Source organism: Micrococcus sp. LASM2_SD2, from assembly GCF_057364565.1.
The window spans coordinates 19321-38975 of sequence record NZ_JBNFOB010000003.1 but is presented as its reverse complement, the minus strand read 5'-3'; the positions used below and the strand labels follow the sequence as shown (position 1 = coordinate 38975).

Annotated in this window: 25 protein-coding genes, 1 tRNA gene, 1 pseudogene and 1 other annotated feature; all 27 genes and pseudogenes read right to left on the bottom strand. The window is 66.7% G+C overall.

Features of this window, described 5'->3' with window-relative positions; all coding sequences use genetic code 11:
* Nucleotides 1-130: 130 nt before the first annotated feature.
* Nucleotides 131-730: pseudogene (locus tag AC2W7A_RS00670) on the bottom strand (IS3 family transposase); the annotation flags it as partial.
* Nucleotides 644-772: a sequence feature (AL1L pseudoknot), on the bottom strand. Its footprint overlaps the pseudogene before it by 87 nt.
* Nucleotides 733-1050, bottom strand: a complete 318-nt coding sequence (locus AC2W7A_RS00665; protein WP_006943480.1) for a transposase — start codon at nucleotides 1048-1050, stop codon at nucleotides 733-735. It overlaps the preceding feature by 40 nt.
* A gap of 647 nt (nucleotides 1051-1697) precedes the next feature.
* Entirely contained in the window at nucleotides 1698-2021 is a 324-nt protein-coding gene (locus AC2W7A_RS00660; protein WP_485989645.1) for a GNAT family N-acetyltransferase, read from the bottom strand.
* Nucleotides 2021-2632 carry a methyltransferase domain-containing protein gene (locus AC2W7A_RS00655; RefSeq protein WP_485989642.1) on the bottom strand — a complete coding sequence of 204 codons (612 nt, stop codon included), beginning with the start codon at nucleotides 2630-2632 and terminating at the stop codon, nucleotides 2021-2023. Before AC2W7A_RS00655 ends, AC2W7A_RS00660 begins: the two co-directional genes overlap by 1 nt.
* On the bottom strand, nucleotides 2515-2769 hold the full coding sequence (locus tag AC2W7A_RS00650) for a hypothetical protein (RefSeq protein WP_485989641.1): 255 nt from the start codon (nucleotides 2767-2769) through the stop codon (nucleotides 2515-2517). Before AC2W7A_RS00650 ends, AC2W7A_RS00655 begins: the two co-directional genes overlap by 118 nt.
* Nucleotides 2770-2794: 25 nt before the next feature.
* A complete protein-coding gene (locus AC2W7A_RS00645; protein WP_485989640.1) occupies nucleotides 2795-3802 on the bottom strand; it encodes an NAD-dependent epimerase/dehydratase family protein in 1008 nt (335 codons plus the stop codon).
* 56 nt (nucleotides 3803-3858) lie between these two features.
* Nucleotides 3859-4173 carry a helix-turn-helix domain-containing protein gene (locus AC2W7A_RS00640; protein ID WP_406906670.1) on the bottom strand — a complete coding sequence of 105 codons (315 nt, stop codon included), beginning with the start codon at nucleotides 4171-4173 and terminating at the stop codon, nucleotides 3859-3861.
* A gap of 750 nt (nucleotides 4174-4923) precedes the next feature.
* On the bottom strand, nucleotides 4924-5865 hold the full coding sequence (locus tag AC2W7A_RS00635) for a cation diffusion facilitator family transporter (RefSeq protein WP_088477524.1): 942 nt from the start codon (nucleotides 5863-5865) through the stop codon (nucleotides 4924-4926).
* A gap of 2 nt (nucleotides 5866-5867) precedes the next feature.
* The gene (locus AC2W7A_RS00630; RefSeq protein ID WP_224356246.1) at nucleotides 5868-6218 is read right to left on the bottom strand and encodes an ArsR/SmtB family transcription factor; all 351 of its coding nucleotides are present in this window, start codon (nucleotides 6216-6218) and stop codon (nucleotides 5868-5870) included.
* A 175-nt stretch (nucleotides 6219-6393) separates the two neighbouring features.
* Nucleotides 6394-7023, bottom strand: a complete 630-nt coding sequence (locus AC2W7A_RS00625) for a LysR substrate-binding domain-containing protein (RefSeq protein WP_088477526.1) — start codon at nucleotides 7021-7023, stop codon at nucleotides 6394-6396.
* Entirely contained in the window at nucleotides 6972-7454 is a 483-nt protein-coding gene (locus AC2W7A_RS00620) for a hypothetical protein (protein WP_180971856.1), read from the bottom strand. The genes AC2W7A_RS00625 and AC2W7A_RS00620 overlap by 52 nt, the downstream gene beginning before the upstream one ends.
* 44 nt (nucleotides 7455-7498) lie before the next feature.
* Nucleotides 7499-7572, bottom strand: a tRNA-Cys gene (locus AC2W7A_RS00615).
* 15 nt (nucleotides 7573-7587) lie between these two features.
* Entirely contained in the window at nucleotides 7588-8106 is a 519-nt protein-coding gene (locus AC2W7A_RS00610) for a carboxymuconolactone decarboxylase family protein (RefSeq protein WP_088477527.1), read from the bottom strand.
* A 13-nt stretch (nucleotides 8107-8119) separates the two neighbouring features.
* On the bottom strand, nucleotides 8120-8491 hold the full coding sequence (locus AC2W7A_RS00605) for an ArsR/SmtB family transcription factor (RefSeq protein ID WP_102708274.1): 372 nt from the start codon (nucleotides 8489-8491) through the stop codon (nucleotides 8120-8122).
* A gap of 35 nt (nucleotides 8492-8526) precedes the next feature.
* Nucleotides 8527-9180, bottom strand: coding sequence for a DUF8185 domain-containing protein (locus tag AC2W7A_RS00600; RefSeq protein WP_224356247.1), 654 nt, complete (start codon nucleotides 9178-9180; stop codon nucleotides 8527-8529).
* A 64-nt stretch (nucleotides 9181-9244) separates the two neighbouring features.
* The gene (locus AC2W7A_RS00595) at nucleotides 9245-9550 is read right to left on the bottom strand and encodes a metal-sensitive transcriptional regulator (protein ID WP_088477530.1); all 306 of its coding nucleotides are present in this window, start codon (nucleotides 9548-9550) and stop codon (nucleotides 9245-9247) included.
* Between the two features lie 10 nt (nucleotides 9551-9560).
* Nucleotides 9561-11462 (bottom strand): heavy metal translocating P-type ATPase, encoded by a 1902-nt coding sequence (locus tag AC2W7A_RS00590; protein WP_227718676.1) that lies wholly within the window; start codon nucleotides 11460-11462, stop codon nucleotides 9561-9563.
* 406 nt (nucleotides 11463-11868) lie between these two features.
* Nucleotides 11869-12468 carry a YdhK family protein gene (locus tag AC2W7A_RS00585; protein WP_088477531.1) on the bottom strand — a complete coding sequence of 200 codons (600 nt, stop codon included), beginning with the start codon at nucleotides 12466-12468 and terminating at the stop codon, nucleotides 11869-11871.
* Between the two features lie 97 nt (nucleotides 12469-12565).
* A complete protein-coding gene (gene fdxA / locus AC2W7A_RS00580; protein ID WP_088477532.1) occupies nucleotides 12566-12895 on the bottom strand; it encodes a ferredoxin in 330 nt (109 codons plus the stop codon).
* The gene (locus tag AC2W7A_RS00575) at nucleotides 12892-14127 is read right to left on the bottom strand and encodes an MFS transporter (RefSeq protein WP_135101183.1); all 1236 of its coding nucleotides are present in this window, start codon (nucleotides 14125-14127) and stop codon (nucleotides 12892-12894) included. The genes fdxA and AC2W7A_RS00575 overlap by 4 nt, the downstream gene beginning before the upstream one ends.
* Nucleotides 14128-14172: 45 nt before the next feature.
* Nucleotides 14173-14832, bottom strand: a complete 660-nt coding sequence (locus AC2W7A_RS00570; protein ID WP_485989644.1) for an FAD-dependent oxidoreductase — start codon at nucleotides 14830-14832, stop codon at nucleotides 14173-14175.
* 44 nt (nucleotides 14833-14876) lie between these two features.
* Nucleotides 14877-15317 (bottom strand): FAD-dependent oxidoreductase, encoded by a 441-nt coding sequence (locus AC2W7A_RS00565; protein WP_485989639.1) that lies wholly within the window; start codon nucleotides 15315-15317, stop codon nucleotides 14877-14879.
* Between the two features lie 46 nt (nucleotides 15318-15363).
* Nucleotides 15364-15717 (bottom strand): metal-sensitive transcriptional regulator, encoded by a 354-nt coding sequence (locus AC2W7A_RS00560; RefSeq protein WP_006214162.1) that lies wholly within the window; start codon nucleotides 15715-15717, stop codon nucleotides 15364-15366.
* A gap of 66 nt (nucleotides 15718-15783) precedes the next feature.
* The gene (locus AC2W7A_RS00555) at nucleotides 15784-16035 is read right to left on the bottom strand and encodes a YHS domain-containing protein (protein WP_006213356.1); all 252 of its coding nucleotides are present in this window, start codon (nucleotides 16033-16035) and stop codon (nucleotides 15784-15786) included.
* 53 nt (nucleotides 16036-16088) lie between these two features.
* Complete coding sequence (locus AC2W7A_RS00550; protein ID WP_061873202.1) at nucleotides 16089-18359, bottom strand: heavy metal translocating P-type ATPase; 2271 nt, start codon at nucleotides 18357-18359, stop codon at nucleotides 16089-16091.
* A 46-nt stretch (nucleotides 18360-18405) separates the two neighbouring features.
* Nucleotides 18406-19347, bottom strand: coding sequence for a hypothetical protein (locus tag AC2W7A_RS00545; RefSeq protein ID WP_061873203.1), 942 nt, complete (start codon nucleotides 19345-19347; stop codon nucleotides 18406-18408).
* Complete coding sequence (locus tag AC2W7A_RS00540) at nucleotides 19347-19556, bottom strand: heavy-metal-associated domain-containing protein (RefSeq protein ID WP_006213359.1); 210 nt, start codon at nucleotides 19554-19556, stop codon at nucleotides 19347-19349. The genes AC2W7A_RS00545 and AC2W7A_RS00540 overlap by 1 nt, the downstream gene beginning before the upstream one ends.
* Between the last annotated feature and the right edge of the window lie 99 nt (nucleotides 19557-19655).

Genomic DNA, 19655 nt, shown 5'->3' with positions numbered 1-19655 from the left:
CCACTGCCGACGTGTCCCCTCGGGCACGTCACTGATCTTCCTCGCCCAGTCCTTGCTGGCCATCGCCCATACCTCCAGTGATTCCGAGAGGGTGTTGCGACGACCGATTGAATCCACCCTGGATTCCTTTATCGCTGTGATGCCGTAGCCCGGCCACGTCTTGGCCTGCGCGCTGACGCGTCCAGAACGCCATCTCCAACGCGTCCAGGGCCAGGTCCGTGCGCAGCGACTTCGACAGCTGCCAGCCCAGCACCCGTCGGGAGAACACGTCGATGATGAACGCGGCGTACACCCATCCGCTGAAAGTGCGGCAGTAGGTGATGTCAGCGACCCACAGCTGGTTCGGAGCCGCCGCGGTGAAGTCTCGCTGGACCAGGTCTTGACGCTCATCCGGGCCGGGGCCTGGGACCGTGGTCCTCGGTCCCTTCGCGCGGCTGATCCCGCGCAGGCCTGCGGCTCGCATGAGCCGCTCCACCGTGCACCTGGCCACCTGCAGGCCCTCCCTCCGCAGTTGCGCGTGGACCTTCCGGGCCCCGTAGACCCCGTAGTTGGCCTCATGCACCCGCCGGATTTCCACGAGCACCTGCTCATCGCGCAGGCTACGCACTGAAGGAGGGCGCGTCTTGGCCGCGTAGTACGTGCTCGGTGCGATCTGTGTGCCTGCCGCGGACAGCGTGGCGCAGATCGGCTCGACACCGAACTCGTGCTTGTGTTCGTCGATGTAGTCCACGATCAGCGCTGTGGGCGGTCGAGCTCCGCCGCGAAGAAAGCCGACGCCGAGCGCAGGATCGCGTTCGCCCGCCGTAGTTCACGGTTCTCCTTCTCCAGCTCGGCCACCCGGGCGGCTTCGCTGGTCGTAATTCCGGGGCGGTGGCCGTGGTCGATCTCGGCTTGGCGGACCCAGTTGCGCAGCGTCTCGGGATTGATCCCGAGCTGTTCTCCTACGCGGCGGAATGCTCCGGTCCTCGTGGCGGGGTCTTGACGGGCTTCCAGCGTCATCCGCGTGGCGCGTTCGCGGAGCTCGTCGGGGTACTTCCGTGGTGCGGGCATGCTCTGCATCCTTCCGTTGGATCAGAGCCTCCACCAGACCCGGAGCGATTCACTGGGTCATCCGTGCACTGACCTCGGCCGAATCGTGGGTTGGAATGGGCCCGTGCAGATCAGCCGGAGTGACGCGGACCGCCGCGACGACGTCTACTGTGTCCCGGCTCGTCCACTGGCACTCGGTGATCACCTGTCCCAGGTCGACATCCCACGCCGGCGGCTGGCGCTCGAAGAACCTCGCCTTCACGACGTAGACCACCCCGGGAGACACCGGCACGGTCCCGTCGGTCCGGCGGCCATAGGAGAAGAACAGTCGTCTTTGCGCGGGCGTGCCCGGCCGGTCGCCAGGGTAGAAGCAGGCGTTGAGAAACTGCGGCAGTCAGACGCGCGTACGGCGTAGGCGATGGCCCAGGTTAGGTCCTCGGTGGCGAACACCGCGGTGCGCTTGGAGTACTCGTCCGGGCTGTGGTCCAGCGGGGCGCGGGGCTCAAGGCGACCCAGGCCGGCGGTCCCGGAGCCGTGGAGCAGATGGTGTCCGTCCGCGGTCCATTGGGCCAGGCGTGTCCAGGCGGGGCTGCCCGTGGTGGGGGCTGGCCAGTGCCAGGGAGGAGTCGTCGTCTGGGCTGCTGGGCCGTCAGCTTCCGGCTGGGTTCTCACAGGAGCGCCCCTTCATGTATGCGGGCGTTCACCACGCTGTCAAGGGAGCGGACGTCGAGTGTCTCGACGGCCTCGATCACGGCCTGCAGGAGGCGTCGGCCGATACCGGCTCGGCGGATCTCGGGGAGCACCGTCAAGCCAGCTGTGAGCCACTGCTCGGGACCTCGGGGGTGCAGCGAGGTCATCGTCGCCCCGGACCACCCCACAAGCCGGGGCACTCCTCGGCGGGAGAGCTCTGGCACGACCAGCACAGGGGTGTGCGTGAGCAGCCAGTGCGCGGCCGACGAATGATCCGATGGCGTGCCGTCGCGTGCGGCCATCATGGCCGGGGGGAGTCATCGGGCCGGCGGGCGATGTAAAGCCAAGCCCGCCCGGGTGCATACGCCAGGTCGCGCACGTCGACCAGATCGAATCCGGCGGCGACCAGTGCAGCCTCGATCGCACGGCGGGTTCGGAAGCGCAGTGTGGAGGTCGACTCCAGCCGCTGGCCGTCGGCGCGGAACACGGTCGGAGAGTCGAACGTCACCAGCTCCCCGTCGATGCGGGTCGTCTGCGTCCATGTCTCGACCTCGCCTGCGCCCGGCACCGTGACGAGGCGGTGGGTGGCCGCCTTCGTCCAGCGCTCCCAGGCCCTGTCCTCGGGTCGACGGGCCTCGAAGACCAGCACCCCGCCGGGCCGGAGCCGGATATGGGCGGCCTGGAGCGTGGCGTCCCACGCGGAGTCGTCGAGGAACACCTGAGCGACATTCGCCGTCATCGTGACTGCATCCACCTGCGACGGTGGCGCGTCCTCGGCCACTCCCACGACCCACGTCACAGCCTCCGCGCCCGACTTCGCCCGCGCCACGTCGATGGAAGCCGCCGCGGGGTCGACCCGACGACGTCGATGCCGTGCTTCGCCAGCCGCAGGGCGAAGGCGCCGGTGCCGCATCCGATGTCGAGGACCGTCGAGGCAGGGAACTCGTCCCGCACGATGTCCGTGTACTCGTCCAGGTCGGGGCGATCCAGTGATCCGAGGACGTCGTAGACGGCGGCCAATCGGGGGTGGTCGAAGACGGCGTCCGGCATGGCACCATCCTGCCATCGCAGGGAACTACTGACTCCGATCCGGTCCAGACGTCTCGATGCAACGAGGACTGCACGCGGCGCGCAGGGCGCTCTCCTCCGCATCCGTCAGCCCCACGGGGCGTTCCGTCGTGCGTTCCTCCTCGGTGGCCAGGGCGGCTGCGAGGGTCTCGGCCAGCGGGCGGCGGACCAGCCCGTGGGCGAGGGCGGCGGAGGAGTCGACGCTGCCGACGTGACGGAACCCCGGCACCGGGATCCAGAGGGGCAGCGAGTTCGGCCCGGCCCACGGGGCGATGCCCCGGGCCAGCAGGACGTCGTCGGGGATCACGCGCGGCTGGGCGGTGGACCCGGTGACCTCGATGCTCGCCCGGTACAGGTCTGCCAAGGTGTGGGTCTGACCGGCGGCGTTGAACGTGCCGGTGACCGTGTGTTCCATGCAATGCAGAATCCACGCGGCCAGGTCTGCCACGTCGATGACGGAGACGGGGAACGTCGCATCGGGCACCAGCACGTCGGTACCGGTCGGGTGCGCGAACCGCCAGGGGTAGTAGCCGGACCGTCCGGTGTCGTCGCCGGCTCCGCCGATCAGCCCGGGGCGGATCACCGTCACGGGACCCGTGGCAGCGCGGTAGATCTCCTCGCAGCGGCGCTTGGCCCCGGGGTACTGGCTCATCTCGGTCATCAGGTCGACGTCCGCGGGCGGGGCCAGGGGAGCGTCCTCGGCCTGGTCTGGGGTGTCGAACGCGGCGTACACGCTGGTGGTGGACACGAGAAGGCGATGGCGGGCGGTGAGCTGGTGCACGGCGTCGTGGGCGTGGGCCGGGTGGGAAGTCAGATCGACGACGGCGTCCCACGCCTGGGTGACGACGGGAGCGAGGGCATCGGGGTCGTCCCGATCGGCGCGGACGAAGTTGGCACCGGATGCGGCGGGAGCGGACCCGCGGGCGAGACAGGTCACGGCGTGGCCGCCGTCGAGTGCGGCGCGGGCGAGCTCACGGCCGAGGAAGCCGGTACCGCCGAGAAGGAGGATCTGCATGTCTTCAGTGTGTCTGGCGGACACATCGACGTGGGGCTGATCCGCTGTGAGCGGCGTCAGGCTGCGATTGCCAGGACCGTGGGGCCGAGGCAGGCCGTCCCGTCGAGTACGGACGCAGCGCGGCGGGCAATCTCGTGGACAGGAGTTTCGAGGGCGTCAGAGACCGCGTGAAGCACCTCGGAGGACGGATCTTTGAGGCCGCGCTCGAGTTCCGAGAGGTACTGCGGAGCGATACCGGCCCGCTCGCCCACGTCTGTGAGCCGCTCTCGTCGCGTGTGCCGCTCCTGCCGAACGACATGGCCGATCGCTTCCCGCCACAGCAGCTGCCGGTGCTGGTCCGCTCTATCCGCGAGGTACACGACTTCTCCCATGGGCCCACGATAGGGCGGTGAGCATGCTGTCGGGAGTTCCTTGATTCAGCCAGGGAAGTCCGGCGGTGAGAGTGCCTTTTCCTGTGCTGTTGTAGAGATGCAGCGAAGATTTCACACGACACGCGGTGAACCCTTCTCGGAGCAAAACCTTCAGCGGGGTCTGTGAAATGTACCCCTCGGCCGCCGAGAGAGTCATCAACGCCCAGGGTCAGTACATCTAGCCGACCACCCTGACCGCTGCGTCGCGGACATGTCCCAGCGCGCGCCTGACAGTGCGCTCATGCCGGGAAGGCGATTCTGAGGCCGTGCCACCTGCCGCTCGACTTCCGCCTCAGGCACCGGGTGCAGAGGAGTCACCTCTCGTGGTCGACGGCGGGCTATCAGTCGGGGATGCTCTCGCGTGCAGCCTTGCGAATCTGTGCTGAAGCGTGCTGCGAGGCAAAGGTCAGCAGTTGAGAAACAGCTGGCGGGCGTGAAGCAGGAACTGGTGACAGCTGATCGTTAGTGCCGGGAGGCTGAGGATGAGTCGTTGGCGGCCGTGCATCCGGTGAGCAGGAAAGCACCGACCACGACGGTGATTGCAGCGGTTTTCGTTCCGCCGTACTTCGGGAATGGCCTGAAGTTTTTCATGGGATTCCTTCCCGTGTCTGCCCGTGGTGCCAATTGGCCTTACTACCCCATAGGGGTAGTGCCTACCTGCGTGACGCGGAAGCGCCCCCGCCCGGAACGAGCCCGGGAGGGGCACTGCGTTCAGTCGTGCTTGCTGATTTCCGGTTCATGTTCGGCAATGTGCTCGGTCTCGATCTGGAAGGTCGAGTGATGGATGGAGACCTCGAAGTGTCCTGCGACGCAATCTTTGATCTCGTGGAGCGTCTGCGCGGCACGACCGTCGGTGAAACACTCGTCCTCGACGACGACGTGGGCGGTCAGGATCGGCAGGCCGGTCGCCACAGTGGAGGCGTGCAGGTCATGGACATCTTTGACATGGTCAAGTTCGAGGATGTGCGAACGCACCTTGTCGAGGTCGAGGCCCTTGGGAGTGAACTCCATAAGGACGCCAGTGGTCTCGCGCATGAGCTTGAACGCGCGAGGCACGATCAATGCGGCGATAAGCAGTCCGGCGATGGCATCGGCCTGCATGAACCCGGTCGTGGCGATGACGATCGCCGCGATGATCACTCCGAGCGACCCGAGGGCATCATTGAGAACTTCGAGGAACGCGGCACGCATGTTGAAGTTCGAGCCGCGGCTGGAGGCGAGGATGGTGATGGCGATGATGTTCGCGACCAGGCCGATGATGCCGAATATCAGCAGTTCGCTTGCGGGCACCTCCGGCGGCTCGAACAGTCGCCGGATGCCTTCGATGGCGGCGTAGGTGCCCACCGCCAGCAGCAGTGCCGACTGTCCGAGGGCTGCGATCACTTCAATACGCCGGAACCCCCAGGTGCGCTTGGAGTTGGCGGGCTTGAGCATCAGCGTCGCGGCGATCAGTGCGACCAGCAGGCCGGACGCATCGGTAATGGCATGGGCGGTGTCGGTCAGCAATGCGAGGCTGCCGGTGATGACCGAGCCCATGGCCTGGGCAACGACGATCGTCGCGGTGATCGAGAATGCGATCCAGAGTTTCTTGCGGAAATCTCCGGGGTGACCGGTCTCGCTGGCGGCGGGGCCGTGATTGTGTCCTGCGCCCATGTCTACTTCTTGTCCGTATCTGACGCGTGGTGGGTATGTGGGAGTCGCAGGTGCGTGCAGAGCAGGGCCTGCGTGCCGGTGGCATCGAGGAGGCGTTCGGCAGCGGCGATGAGGGTACGCAGGAGCTCGGACTGTGCCAGCGAGTACCAGGTGGAGCGCCCTTCCGGGCGCATCGTCGCCAGGCCGCACTCGACGAGGAAGCCGACATGCTTGCTCACCGTGGACTGGGCCAGGCCCATGTGCTCGACCAGGTCCCGGACCCGGTGCTCCCCGGAGGCGAGGTGCTGCACGATCGCTAACCTCGTCGGCTCCGCAAATGCCTGGAACAGGTGGGCGTACGCTACCGTCGCCACTTCGTCGAGGGTTGCCCCCTTCTCTTGAATCATCGCCATAAGCCGATCATATCGCTCTAGAGCGATATTGTCGAGTGTGATATGTCGCTCCGACGCGGAATGAAGCTCAGGGGTCCCGTCGCACCCGAGGATGGGCTACCTGGGGGATGGTCGGTCGCATAGCTGCAGTGGGAAGCTACGCCAGCTGACCATCGGCCCCGGTGGAGAGCAGGCGGGGTGGGGAGCCGATGTCGATGAGTCGGGTGAAGTAGTCCTGTGCGCAGGTGGCGACGACCCCCACCTGCGGGTGGCTCCTCCTCTGCCCTGGCCAGGTCAGCGCCACGGTCACCGGTGGGGCATCCTCGATGGGCAGATAGACCACCTCCGGCGCGCGGTGATTGTGCGTTGTCGCCTCTGCAGTGATGCCGATGGCGTCGCCGACAGCGATGCGGGTTAACCACTCGCCCGTGTTCGCCACCGAGATCGTGCGCGGCATGTGAGCAGTCGTACTCCACAGCTCCCCGGTGGCCGTCGGAGCGGTCGCGCAGACCGCCACCGGCCCGTCAGCGAGATCGGCTAGGGTCACCGACTCCTGCCGGGCACGGGAGTCGCTGCTCGTCACCGATACAACCAGGCGTTCGGTGAACAGCGGTAACCGCTCCAAACCCGGACCAATGGCACGTTTGGGTGGAGAAGAGCGGATGAGTGCGGCATCGATCGCCCCCGTCGCGCAGCGCCCAGATCGGGTCCGTCGGGCGACTGTATTCGATGAGCTCAGCGTGCCCGCGCTTCCATTCCTGGAACAGAGGCAAGGTGTGACGGCCAAAGCCGGCCCAGGCGCAACGGCACCAGGATGCGCAGTGAGGCCGTGGTGCGATCTTCCAGGTGAAAAGGCAGGTTTGAATCCGGTTCCGAGAAGGGCACATGGGCCTGGGTCCGACGATCAGACTCTGTTGTGAGCCGCGGCCCGCCCTCGCCCTCGCAACGTTCAAGTGAGTAGATCCTGGAACGGCCGAACTTCAGACGGATGCCGTAGCCGCCGTTGGGTCCGTCAGGCAGAAACTCTGCCCCCAATTCTTCGAGGGCGGCCCGCACACGCTCCTGCTTCTTCTCCGACAAGTCGTGTCGCCCCTTCTCGAAGTCGCGCAACTCTTCCTTGGTCACGTTGGCTTCGCGGGCGATATATTGGGCGCTCACCTTCACGAGGATGCGCGCGGCGCGTGTCATGTCCCCGTTGGAGATGTGCTGGCTCTCCATCACTCGCCTCCTGCGACGTGTGTCCTATTGGGCTCAGCGGGAAGTGGAGGTGCCTACGGGATTCGAACCCGTGTAAACGGTTTTGCAGGCCGCTGCCTATCCTCTCGGCCAAGGCACCAAGTCGCCGGCGAAGTCAGTCGCCCGGCGTGAGGCCAGCAACCAGGTTGAAGGCGCCGGTGAGAATGTTCAGCGACACGACCCCGACGACATCAGAGATCTCACGGTCGCTGTACCCGTATCCCCGAAGCTCGTCAATCTGCTCGTCGGTGATCGACGTAGGCTCACGGTAGACCTGGAGGCCGAGCGCGATCATCGCCGCGACCGGGCTGGTCATCGCCGTACCCTGCTGGGCGAGTGCGATCTCGTCATCGCTGACCCCGAGCGATCGTGCCGCGCTGATGTGCGAGGCCAGGCACATTCCGCATCCCTGCTTCGACTGCACGGCGATCGAAACGAGCTCGCTGACTTTACGGTCGAGCTTGGCGCGACGCATGGCTTTGCTCAGGTCGAGATAACCGCCGAGCACCGCCGGGGAGTGCGCCATCGTCGAGACCATGTCTCCGACCTGGCCGTGCCGCTCGACGAGATCGCCGAGCAAGTCTCGTGAGGCCCCCACTGCGGTCTCAGGGGTTAATCGGGAAAAACGGGGCATGATGCCTCCTCTGTCAGTTCGGTCGCAAGTTCGAGGTGGGAGAACCTGCACGAGTGCGTTCCTGCTGCTGATGTTCGGCATGGAAGATCGCAGCCTCAGCCAGCGCCCCGGCATGCACACCGTTCAATAGGTAGAAGTCGCGGGACTCGCGTCGCTGCCGACTCACGATCCCGGCCGACTCCAGGCGGTGAAGCTCGTGGGAGGTCTGGTCGACGGGAAGGTCGACGATGTCCGCCAGATGATTGGCAGAGACCTCGATGTCGCGAATGGCGAGGATCATCTTCACACTCACCAGATTCGCCAGCAACGCGAAGACTCCGACCGCCGCATTCAGATGCGGTGTGTCATACGTGGCGTGCGCGTGCTCAACCTCTTTCATAGTCATTAATACTACCCTATACCCCTATAGGGTATCAAGGGTTATTCAATCGATGTGACGGACTTGGAGACGCGTGGCCGGGTGCGGCGGATCGGGGTGAGGCCAGAGGCGACGGGTCCGCGCAGGAGCACGTGTCCAGTCGGGAGGGTCAACCGCGTCCAACGGCCGGCGGTTGAGATCGTGGCCCCGTTTCCTCGGCTGAGGAACCCGAAGACGTAGGCGGCGAACGCAACGCCTTGTGGCAGCGATGCGAGTGCCGTGTCCGGGGTGCCCCAGACCGTGCCCCGGATCTTGCGGACGACATCGTCGCCGGGTTTGTCGGGAAGTGCTTGGGCGACGGCCTCGATGCCGGCACGGGCGCTGCGCATCAGCGTCAGGCTGGTCACATCGGCAATAAGTCTCCACCCGTGTTGCGGGGGTTCGACGCTGGTCCAGGCGGGTGCCAGCGCGGTCTCCGGCAGCGCCAGGGTCAGGGGGTCGGCGGTCGCGGTCAGGGTGTCGACGGTGACGTCGCACTGCAGCTCGGGGTCGGAGCGGAGCGTGCGAAGGACGAGGATCGTAGGAGTGCGGTCGAGCGGGCCACGGGGCGTTAGCGCGGCTGCGGCCTGCAAGCGCACGCCATGGGCACCGGCCTGCGCGGCCCGCTGAGCGAAGGTGAGCGCGTCGCGGGCGGGCGGCGCGTCGGCGAGGATCAAGCGCGCTGGCATCCTGAGGGTTTGTGCCCGCCGTGTCCTGGAACGCGGTGGTCAGGGGCCGGGTTCAGGAGCGAACGAGCCGGTTGATGGCGTCGGTGGCTTCCTGGATCTTCTCGACGGCCGCCTCGTCGCTGAGCTTGGCGGCATCAAGCACGCAGTGCTTGAGATGGTCGTCGAGCAGACCAGTCGCGACCCCCTGGAGGGCACGGGTCAGGGCGGAGACCTGGGTGAGGATGTCGATGCAGTACTTCTCCTCATCGATCATCTTCGCGATCCCACGCGCCTGTCCTTCGATGCGCTTCATGCGGCCGAGATAGCGCTCCTTGTCGCTGATGTAGCCGTGCTGGTGGGAATCGTTATCGACAGACATGGGCATGTCCTTACTTCTGGCGCTCCAGGACGGAACGCGTGCTAGCTTCGGGTGTAAGGTCGATGCGCCGCAGCAGCTGGGCGTTGAGCGCGACAACCACGGTGGAGGCTGACATCAGGATCGCGCCGATCGACATTGGCAGGACGAGTCCCACCGGTGCGAGGATACCGGCCGCCAACGGCACCGAAAGAAGGTTGTAGCCGGCGGCCCACCACAGGTTCTGCTTCATCTTGCCGTATGCGCGTCGCGACAGCTGGATGATCGAGAGCACGCTGCGTGGGTCGGAACTGGCCAGGATCACCCCGGCCGAGGCGATGGCGACATCGGTGCCAGCGCCGATCGCGATGCCGACATCGGCCTGCGCCAGAGCCGGGGCGTCGTTGACGCCGTCGCCGACCATCGCGACCCTCTTGCCCTCTTCCTGCAGCTGGGAGACCTTCGCGGACTTGTCCTCCGGGCGCACGCCGGCGAAGACGCGGTCGATGCCGAGCTCCTTGCCGACCTCGTTCGCGACCGCCTCGGCATCGCCGGTGATCATGACGACCTCGACGCCGAGGGCGTGGAGGGCGTCGACGGCGTAGCGGGATTCTGGCCGGACCTCGTCGGCGAGCCTCAGCCCGCCGACCACCTGGCCGCCGCGGAGAACGTGCAGAATGATCGCGCCCTCGGAGCGCCATGCCTCGGCCGTGCCGACCTCGTGCTGACCGGTCTCCTCGAGCAGCCGGGGCCCGCCGACGCGGACCTCCTGGCCGGAGACGGTCGCAGTGACGCCGACGGCGGGCGAGGATGAGAAGCCGCTGGCCTGCTGGAGGGCAAAACCCTTGTCCTTGGCGGCGGTGACGATGGCCTTGGCGAGCGGGTGCTCGCTGTCGGCCTCGGCCGAGGCAGCGAGGGCGAGGACCTGGTCGGCGTCGAGTTCGCCGGTCGGCTCGACGCCGGTGACGGTGGGCTCGCCCTTGGTCAGCGTGCCGGTCTTGTCGAACAGGACCGCGTCGACCTGCCGCATGGACTCCAGCGCCAGGCGGTCCTTCACTAGGACGCCGCCGCGGGCGGCTCGCTCGGTGGCGATGGAGACGACCAGCGGGATCGCCAGGCCGAGGGCGTGGGGGCAGGCGATGACGAGCACGGTGATGGTGCGCACGACGGCCTCGTCGGGCATGCCGATGAGCGTCCAGACGACCGCAGTGACCAGCGCCGCGCCAAGAGCGAACCAGAACAGCCAGGCCGCGGCCTTGTCGGCGATCCGCTGGGCGCGGGAGGATGAGTTCTGCGCCTCGGCGACGAGCCGGTTGATGCCGGCCAGGGCGGTGTCGTCACCGGTGGCGGTGATCTCCACCCGCAGGCCGGAGTCGGTGGCGACGGTGCCGGCGGTGACGGTCTGGCCCTCGCCGCGAGAGACCGGGCGGGACTCGCCGGTGATCATGGACTCGTCCATCTCGGCGCGGCCGTCGACGATGGTTCCGTCAGCCGGGACGCTGCCGCCGGGGCGCACGAGGACCACGTCGCCCACGTCGAGGTCGGCTGGGGCCACCTTGACGACGTTCTCGCCCTCGACGCGCTCGGCCTCGTCTGGCAGCAGTGCCGCCAACGAGTCGAGCGCCGAGGTGGTCTGGGCCAGGGAGCGCATCTCGATCCAATGGCCCAGCAGCATGATTACGATCAGCAGCGCCAGTTCCCACCAGAATTCGAGCTCATGATGGACGAGCCCGAGCGTGGCGGCCCAGGAAGCGAAGAAGGCCACCGTGATCGCCAGAGCGATGAGCAGCATCATCCCGGGCTTGCGGGACTTCAACTCGCTGACGGCACCGGTGAGGAAGGGCCTGCCGCCCCAGACGTACATGACGGTGCCCAGTGCCGCGGCGACCCAGCCCGCCCAGCCGGGGACCTCGTAGCCCAGCAGCATGGCGAACATCGGTGAGAGGGCGACCGCGGGGATGGCGATGACGAGGTTGATCCAAAACAGTCGGCGGAACTGGCCAACGTGGTCCCCGTGCCCGCCATGGCCGCTGTGATCTCCGTACCCACCGTGCTGGGCATGCTCATCGTGGCCGCCGTGCTCGTCGAGGCCCGTGTGGCCTGAGTGCTGCCCGTGGTCCATGGCGTGGCCCTGATGCCCGGTGTGCTGACCCTCGCGCGTGCCGTGCGCATCCGCCGAGGCGTGCGCGGACACAGACCCGTGGTGATGCTCGCCGTGGGCGGGTGTATCGGTTTCGTGACCGTGATGCTGTTGTGAGTTCGGGTCCGTCATGATTCCTCTCCTCCGTCATCGAGCCAGGCCGATTGCCGCTCACCCGGTGGCCGGGCAAGCGAACGTCGGCTCAGGACGCTGGTTGGATCTCGCTCTCGACGACCCACTTGTGGTTCGTCATCTTCATGCCGTCCGTCTCGTAGTCGACCATGTAGACCGTCTCATCGGTGGACGAAGCAATGATGGCCTTTACGCCTTCCATGCCTTCCATGTGCTCGGCGAGCAGAGTCACCTCTGTGCCGTCGGCCAGGCGCGCGTCGCCGGCATCCTCAATTTCTTCCTGCACGACCCACTTGTGATCAGTGACGGGGTCGCCGCCACCTGCGGGCGTGTAGTTCACGGAGTACGTGTACGTGTCGAATGCGCCGGAAATCGTTGCTGTAGCCCCTTCCATGCCTTCCATGTGGTCGGCCGTGAGCTGCACCTCGGTACCGACAGGGTAGGTGGGCTCACTGGCTTCGGCGATACCCTCGGGTGCCGGTCCGCCGTCCATCGGGTGCTCCATCTCTTCATCACCGCTTTCTGCGTTGTTGCCGCCGTGGCCCTGATGCTCCTCAGTAGCCGAGGGGTCGGTCTGCTGGTTGTCGTCTGCTCCGCTGGCGCAACCGGCGAGCACGAGCGCCACTCCGAGGGCTCCCGCTGCCAGTCCTGTTCGCAGTCTCCTCTGCATGTCATTTCCTTTCATCAATATGCCTACCCTATACCCCTAGGGGGTACTAGTCAAGACTTGTGTGTTGTGTCGGTATGGATCAATCGGAAACCCCTTCTCAGAGGGTCTGCTCGTGTTGGATGGGCAATGCGGCGATGAGGGGATGGTCGAAGCCCGTCGGTCCGGTCTTCGCGGCTCCTCCGGGAGAACCCAACTCGTCGAAGAACTCGACGTTGGCCTTGGAGTAGTCAGACCATTCGTCGGGCAGGTCGTCTTCGTAGTAGATGGCCTCGACGGGGCAGACCGGTTCGCAGGCTCCGCAGTCGACGCATTCGTCGGGGTGGATGTAGAGCGAGCGTTCGCCCTCGTAGATGCAGTCGACAGGACATTCGTCGATGCAGGCGCGGTCCTTGACGTCCACGCAGGGAAGCGCGATCACGTAGGTCATGGCTGCTCCTCTCGGTCGGGTGCGGATCGGCGGTGAGAGCCGGTGGGAGGCTCGGGGAAGTCGTCAGCCTCTGCCGGGCCTGCGGCCGGGTGCGGGATGCGCAGGCGCAGGACGGTGGCGACGAGGCTGAGGGCGATGATGATCGCACCGAGGATCGTCATCGTCCCCGACAGGGTGAGCACCGGCACGAGCAATCCGGCGACGATGGTGGGCACGCCGAATGCCAGGTAGGCAACTGTGTAGATCACAGCCATCACGGCGGCGCGTTCCGACGATGCCGTGTGGGGCATGAGTGTGCGCAGTACCCCGAGGAACGCTGTGCCGAACCCGGAACCGACGATCGCGACCGAGGCGACATAGGCTGGGTAGGAACCGAGTGCGAGGGCGCCGATGCTCACTGCGGTGCCGAACGCCAGGGCACTGGTCGCATACAGGCTGATGGTGCGGGCGGAACGCCGCTGTAGGACGGAGGAGGCGGTGACTCCGGAGATCGCCAGTGCGAAGAGGACGATCCCAGCTTGGGTGTGCGTGGAGCCCCCAAGCTCACTGCCGACGAGGTCGGCTCCGAGCGCAAGGAAGAGTCCGTTGGTCGCCCACCCGGCGATGATCACGGGCACTCCGACGGTGAACATGCGGCGTAGGTGCGGTGGCACGGTGAACCGCGGACGGAGGTCGCCACGTCGTATCTGGGTCTTCGGGACCAGTTCCGGTGTGCTCCACACGACCGTTGCCACGATGAGGAAGGCAAGCACGAGCGACCCGAAGACGGCAGTTGTCGGTTCGGAGGTGAGATCGAGGAGAAGTGCAGCACCGAGAGCCCCGGCCCCAAGGCCAATCATCGGGCCGATCGTGTTCCACAGGGCTGCGATGTTCCGATGTGACGGGGACTCGAAGTCGATCATCATCGCCGACAGCGCCGGGATCAGCAGACCCGCTGCGAGCCCTTGCAAGGCTCGGGCGACCAGGAGCGCCGCGAGGCTACCGGCGAACCAGAACATGGCCACGCTCAGCGCCAGCGCCAAAGAACCGGCGGCCACGACCGGACGTCGGCCGACGTGGTCGGAGAGTGGTCCGAGGTAGAGCAGCGCGGCCAGGAGGGTGAAGGTGTAGACCGCGAACACGAGTGTGGTGGCGACGGGGATGAGTCCGAGCCGTTCGGCGATCTGGGGATAGAACAAGGACGGCGCGCTGGCAGCGGCCATCATGAGAATGGTCGCTGCCAGCGAGAGCACGAAGCCCCACCGTGGGATCTGCCTAATACAGTCTCCCGCCATTGCCTATGCCCGCACGCCGTGGAGCTGCTGCCCCCACTGGTAGACGGTGCCGACTGCGTCGATGCCAGTGACGCCGACGACGATGCCGTCGATCTCGTGGCGGACGATGAACTCCTCACCCGCTTCCAGGTGGGCGTCTGCGCCGGCTGTGTACCCGACTCCGGAGATCATCTGACCGTAGACCATTGCCATGTAAGGGCTGCGTGGCAGGTAGGCGCCCGGATCGTCGCTAACGCCGAGGTCGTGCAATGCGGCCCGCGCGGCATGCGCACCCTGTGCGGCGGCGTCTTCCCAATGGTCGATGCGCCAGGCGTCCAGTGCTTCGTCGTGGTGCGTGGCCACGCCTCCGGCTGCGTAGACGTGGTCTGCCGCGGCGCGGAGGTGATCGTCGACGTCGATACCGTTCGTCCACGGTGACGGGGCTGCGGGCGTCGTGCCGAGCGCGAGGAGAAGGAAGTCAGCCACGACGGGATTTCCGTCGTTGAGGGTGATGGTGACACCGGATTCTGTTTCGTCGACATGCTGGAGAGTGCGACCGAATCGGGCCTGCACCTTGGCGGCATGGTCGGCGGCGAGGCGCTCAGCCACGGGCGCCCCAAACGCTCCGACGCCGGGAACTGAACTGCGGGAGACCAGCGTGACCATGTGTCCGTCGGCTTGCAGAGACGAGGCCGTCTCGGCTGCGATGATTCCACCGCCGTAGATCGCTACCCGCGCGGTCGCCCCAGTCCGGTCAGCAGCTTTCGGATGCCCAGGGCATCCCCCACGGAGTGAAGAGCGGTGACCCGCCCTTGTCCGGCGTCGTCGCCGCCGAACACGTCAGCGGGCAGGGAGCGGGGCATGCTCCCGGTCGCGACGATGAGCGCGTCGTAGGAGACTTGTGCGCCGGAGGTCAACTGGGCCTGCTTCGCCGAGGTATCGACTTTAAGCACGGTGTCGGCGATGACCTCGATCTGAGGCAGCGGGAGCTTGATCATCTCCGGCGGTGTCTGACCGAACGCGATTCCCTTGATGAGCATCCGCGTATAGGGCGTCTCCCCGGTGCGGGTCACCAGCGTCACCCGGACATCGTCGCGTGAGGCGAGAGTGCGGGCGGCTGCGGCCCCGGCTGCTCCCGATCCGAGGATGAGGACGTGCTGTGGGGTCATAGAAGAACTCCTGGATGCTGGTCGTGATCGAACTGATGCGCCGGCGTCAGGAGCGCACGAGGCGGGCGATGGCCTCGGACGCCTCGCCGAGCCTCTGCTCGCTGACTGGTCCGCCGGCGAGTGCGGCGTCGAGGACGCAATGCTTGAGGTGATCGTCGAGCAGGCCGAGGGCGACGTTTTCGAGTGCCCTGGTGACTGCGGAGATCTGGGTGAGGATGTCGATGCAGTAGCGGTCCTCGTCGACCATCCGATCGATGCCGCGGATTTGGCCTTCCAGGCGGCGCAGGCGATTGCGGTACTTCGTCTTATCGCTGATGTATCCGTGGACGGACGCGTCGCCGTCGCCTCCTGCGGGGCAGGTGTCGAGATGGGTTTCGGTGGTGGGAGTCGTAGTGGTCATGTCGGCTCGCTCCGATCAGGTGGCGGGGTGCCGCAGCGGTGCCGCGGCACCCCGCACGCTGGTGGATTACGCCATGTTGGCGGCGTACTTGGCTGGGTCCGAATCGAACGCGGGCCCACAGCCAGCGCAGCAGAAGTAGTAGCGCTCATCCTCGAAGTCGCGGTAGAGGCCGGCGGCCTCGGCGGTCTTCTTGCTGACCGGGGTGCCGACCATGACCGGGCAGGTAGTCATGTCATCGGCGCCCCCGCCAAGAAGGTTCTCGCGTCCACCGTTCTCCACGGCCGGGTTGGTCTCGTTCGTGCTGCAGCAGCTGCTCATTCTCTGGTGTTCCTTCGTTATTGGATTCGTGTGGATGGGTGGGTTCTCGTACGTCACTTCGAGGCGACGCTCGTGAACCCGCGCAGGCGGAGGCTGTTGCCGACGACGAAGACGCTGGAGAACGCCATCGCCGCACCTGCGAGCATGGGGTTGAGCATGCCGAGCGCAGCGACCGGGATCGCGGCGGTGTTGTAAGCGAATGCCCAGAACAGGTTGGTCTTGATCGTCGACAGGGTCTTCCTGGACAGGCGGATCGCGTCGACGGCGGCCCGCAGGTCACCGCGCACGAGCGTGATGTCGGAGGCCTCGATCGCGACGTCCGTGCCGGTGCCCATCGCGAGGCCCAGGTCGGCCTGCGCGAGCGCGGGGGCGTCGTTGACGCCGTCGCCGACCATCGCGACGATCTTGCCCTCTTCCTGGAGGCGGGTGACGACGTCGACCTTGTCCTTGGGTAGCACTTCGGCGATGACCTCGTCGATGCCGACCTCGGACGCGATCTGGCGGGCCACGGCCTCGTTGTCACCGGTGAGCAGCACCGGGGTCAGGCCGATCTCCTTGAGCCCGCGGATCGCCTCGGCGCTCGTGGGCTTGACGGTGTCGGCGACGACCAGGATGCCACGCGCAGCACCGTCCCAGCCGATCGCGACGACCGTCTTGCCCTCGCCCTCGGCCTGGGCCTTCGCCTGTGCGACCTCCGGAGAGAGCTTCTGCGACCAGTCCGCCAGCAGAGACTCGCGGCCGACGACGACCGGGGTCCCCTCGACGATGCCCTGCACGCCCTTGCCCTCGACATTGGCGAAGTCCTCTGGAGTAGGCAGCTGGCCGACTTCCTGGGTCGCGCCCTTGGCGATCGCCTGCGCAATCGGATGCTCGGAAGAGTCTTCCAGCGCACCGGCGAAACGCAGCAGCTCCGCACGATCCACACCGGGCTCAGTGATCACGTCGGTCAGAGTCATCTTGCCGCTGGTGACGGTGCCGGTCTTATCGAGCACGACGGTGTCGACCTTGCGAGTGGACTCCAGCACCTCCGGACCCTTGATGAGGACGCCCATCTGCGCACCGCGCCCGGTGCCGACGAGCAGCGCGGTCGGGGTTGCCAGACCCAGCGCGCAGGGGCAGGCGATGACGAGCACGGCGACCGCTGCGGTGAACGCGGCGGCGACGGGGAACCCGCCTCCCAGCCAGGCGCCGAGGGTGATGAACGCGACGACGATGACGATCGGCACGAAGATGCCGGAGATGCGATCGGCCAGACGCTGCACCTCGGCCTTGCCGGTCTGCGCGTCCTCGACGAGCTTCGCCATCTGTGCGAGCTGTGTGTCCGAACCCACACGAGTCGCCCGCACGACCAGGCGGCCGCCGGCGTTGACGGTGGCACCGGTGACCGAGTCGCCCTCGCGGACCTCGACCGGCACGGACTCGCCGGTGAGCATCGAGGCGTCCACCGCGGAGGAGCCGGAGGTCACGAGACCGTCGGTGGCGATCTTCTCGCCTGGACGGACGATGAACTCGTCGCCGACCGCCAGCTCAGAGGTGGGGATCTTCACCTCTACGCCGTCGCGGAGTACGGCGACTTCCTTCGCGCCCAGCTCCAGGAGGGCGCGCAGCGCGGCCCCGGCCTGGCGCTTGGATCGCTTCTCGAAGTAGCGGCCGGCGAGGATGAACATCGTCACGCCCGCGCCGACTTCGAGGTAGATGTTCGCCGCGCCATCCGACGGAGCGATCGTGAACTCGAAGGGGTGCGTCATGCCGGGAGTGCCGGCAGTGCCGAGGAAGAGCGCGTAGAGCGACCAGAGCAGTGCGACGGAGGTGCCCATCGAGATGAGCGTGTCCATCGTCGCCGCACCGTGCTTGAGGTTTGTCCACGCCGCCTTGTGGAACGGCCAAGCTCCCCAGATGATCACCGGTGCGGCCAGGGCGAGTGAGGCCCACTGCCAATACGTGAACTGCAGCGCGGGGATCATCGCCATCGCGATTACGGGAACAGTGAGCACGATCGCGCCGATCAGCCGATGCCGCAGCGAGGTGAGCTCACTGTCTTCCTCCTCCCCGGCCTCGGTCTCCGACGTGTTCGCCGTAGTGTCCTTGGGCTTGGGCAGTGCGGCCGTGTACCCGGTCTTCTCGACCTCGGCGACCAGCAGTGACGGATCGTAGCCGGCAGGCACGGTGACCTTAGCCTTCTCAGTGGCGTAGTTGACGGTGGCCGCGACGCCATCGAGCTTGTTCAGCTTCTTCTCGATCCGGTTCGCGCAGGAGGCGCAGGTCATCCCGCCGATCTCCAACTCGATGTCCGGCCCACCCGTTGGGGGCGCTGATGTGCTCATCCTCTTCCTTCTTTCTCAGCTCTCGTGCGACGCCGGGCCCTGCGGGTCAGTGGCCGTCGGAATGCGAATCGTCTGTCTTCGTGCCGTCACCATGCTCGGCGTCGATCACGAACTCGGCGGTGTGCACCTGCCCGTCGACCTGGAAGTCCAGGTAGAGCAGGTAACGGTCGGCGGTCGGGGCCTCCGCTGCGAATCCGATGTCGGGTCCGGCCGTGTCCCCGGCCTGGGGCTGGTCGCCCTCGGCGTGGACGTGCAGGTAGGCGAGGTCACCCTCGCGCAGCGCCACTAAGTGGCCGAACGCGCCCAGGTAAGGCTCCAGCGTGGTCACCGGCTGACCGTCACGCTCGACCGAGATGGTGAGCTCGCTTGAGGTGCCCGCAGTGAGGTCGCCGTTGAGGGAGACGGTGTATCCGTCGACCTCGTCGGTGGGCTGCGCCTCGGTCTCGACAGGGGTGAAGTCGCCCGCGACCTCGATTGCGCGGGTGAGAGTGATGCCTTCGGCTTCCTCGCCCGCGGGTGTGAAGTCGGCGTACACGCGGTAGGTGCCCGCCTCGTCCCAGGTCCACGGCACCGACCAGGTGCCTGTGCTCGTGTCGAGTTCGGGGTGCACGTGCTGGAAGCCGGCGCCGTCGGTGCGCACGGCGATCAGGTGCAGGTCCTTCTCGTGCGCGGTGGTGTATTCGGTCACCGGTTCGCCGGACTCGTCGAGGATCTGGAAGCTCAGGTCTCCATCCTCGCCTGCGGCCGTGGGGGCCTGGACCGGAGAGAGCACGAAGCCGTCCGCGCTTGCGGAGACCCCGTTCAGAGCGGGCTCCGCGGTTTCCTGCGCAGCGTCGCCGTGCCCTTCACCGTGTGCGTTCACGCCGCTTCCTTCTGCCCATGCTGCTGCGAAGCTATCGGGAATGACGGCGCCGGCGAGGCCGAAGGCCCCGCCGAACGCCACCACCAACCCGGCCCCGTAGAGCGCGAGCCGTCCTCCGGCCTTCATCAGACGCGCACCGCCGAGTAGCCGGCCTCCTCGACCGCCGCGAGGACCTTGGCGTCGTCGATCTCGCCCTCGGCGGTGACGTTGAGCTTGCCGGTCTGCGCGCTGACTTGGATGTCCTGGACGCCGGGGATCTCGCTGACCTCCTCGCGGATCGACATCTCGCAGTGGCCGCAGGTCATGCCCGTCACCTGGTAATCGTTCGAAGCCATCAGGTGTCCTCCTTGTATGTCGGGTTGTACGTCGGGAGTACCCCTACCGGGTACGTGTACTAGTCAAACGTATACCCATGTCAGGTATTCCGCAAGGAG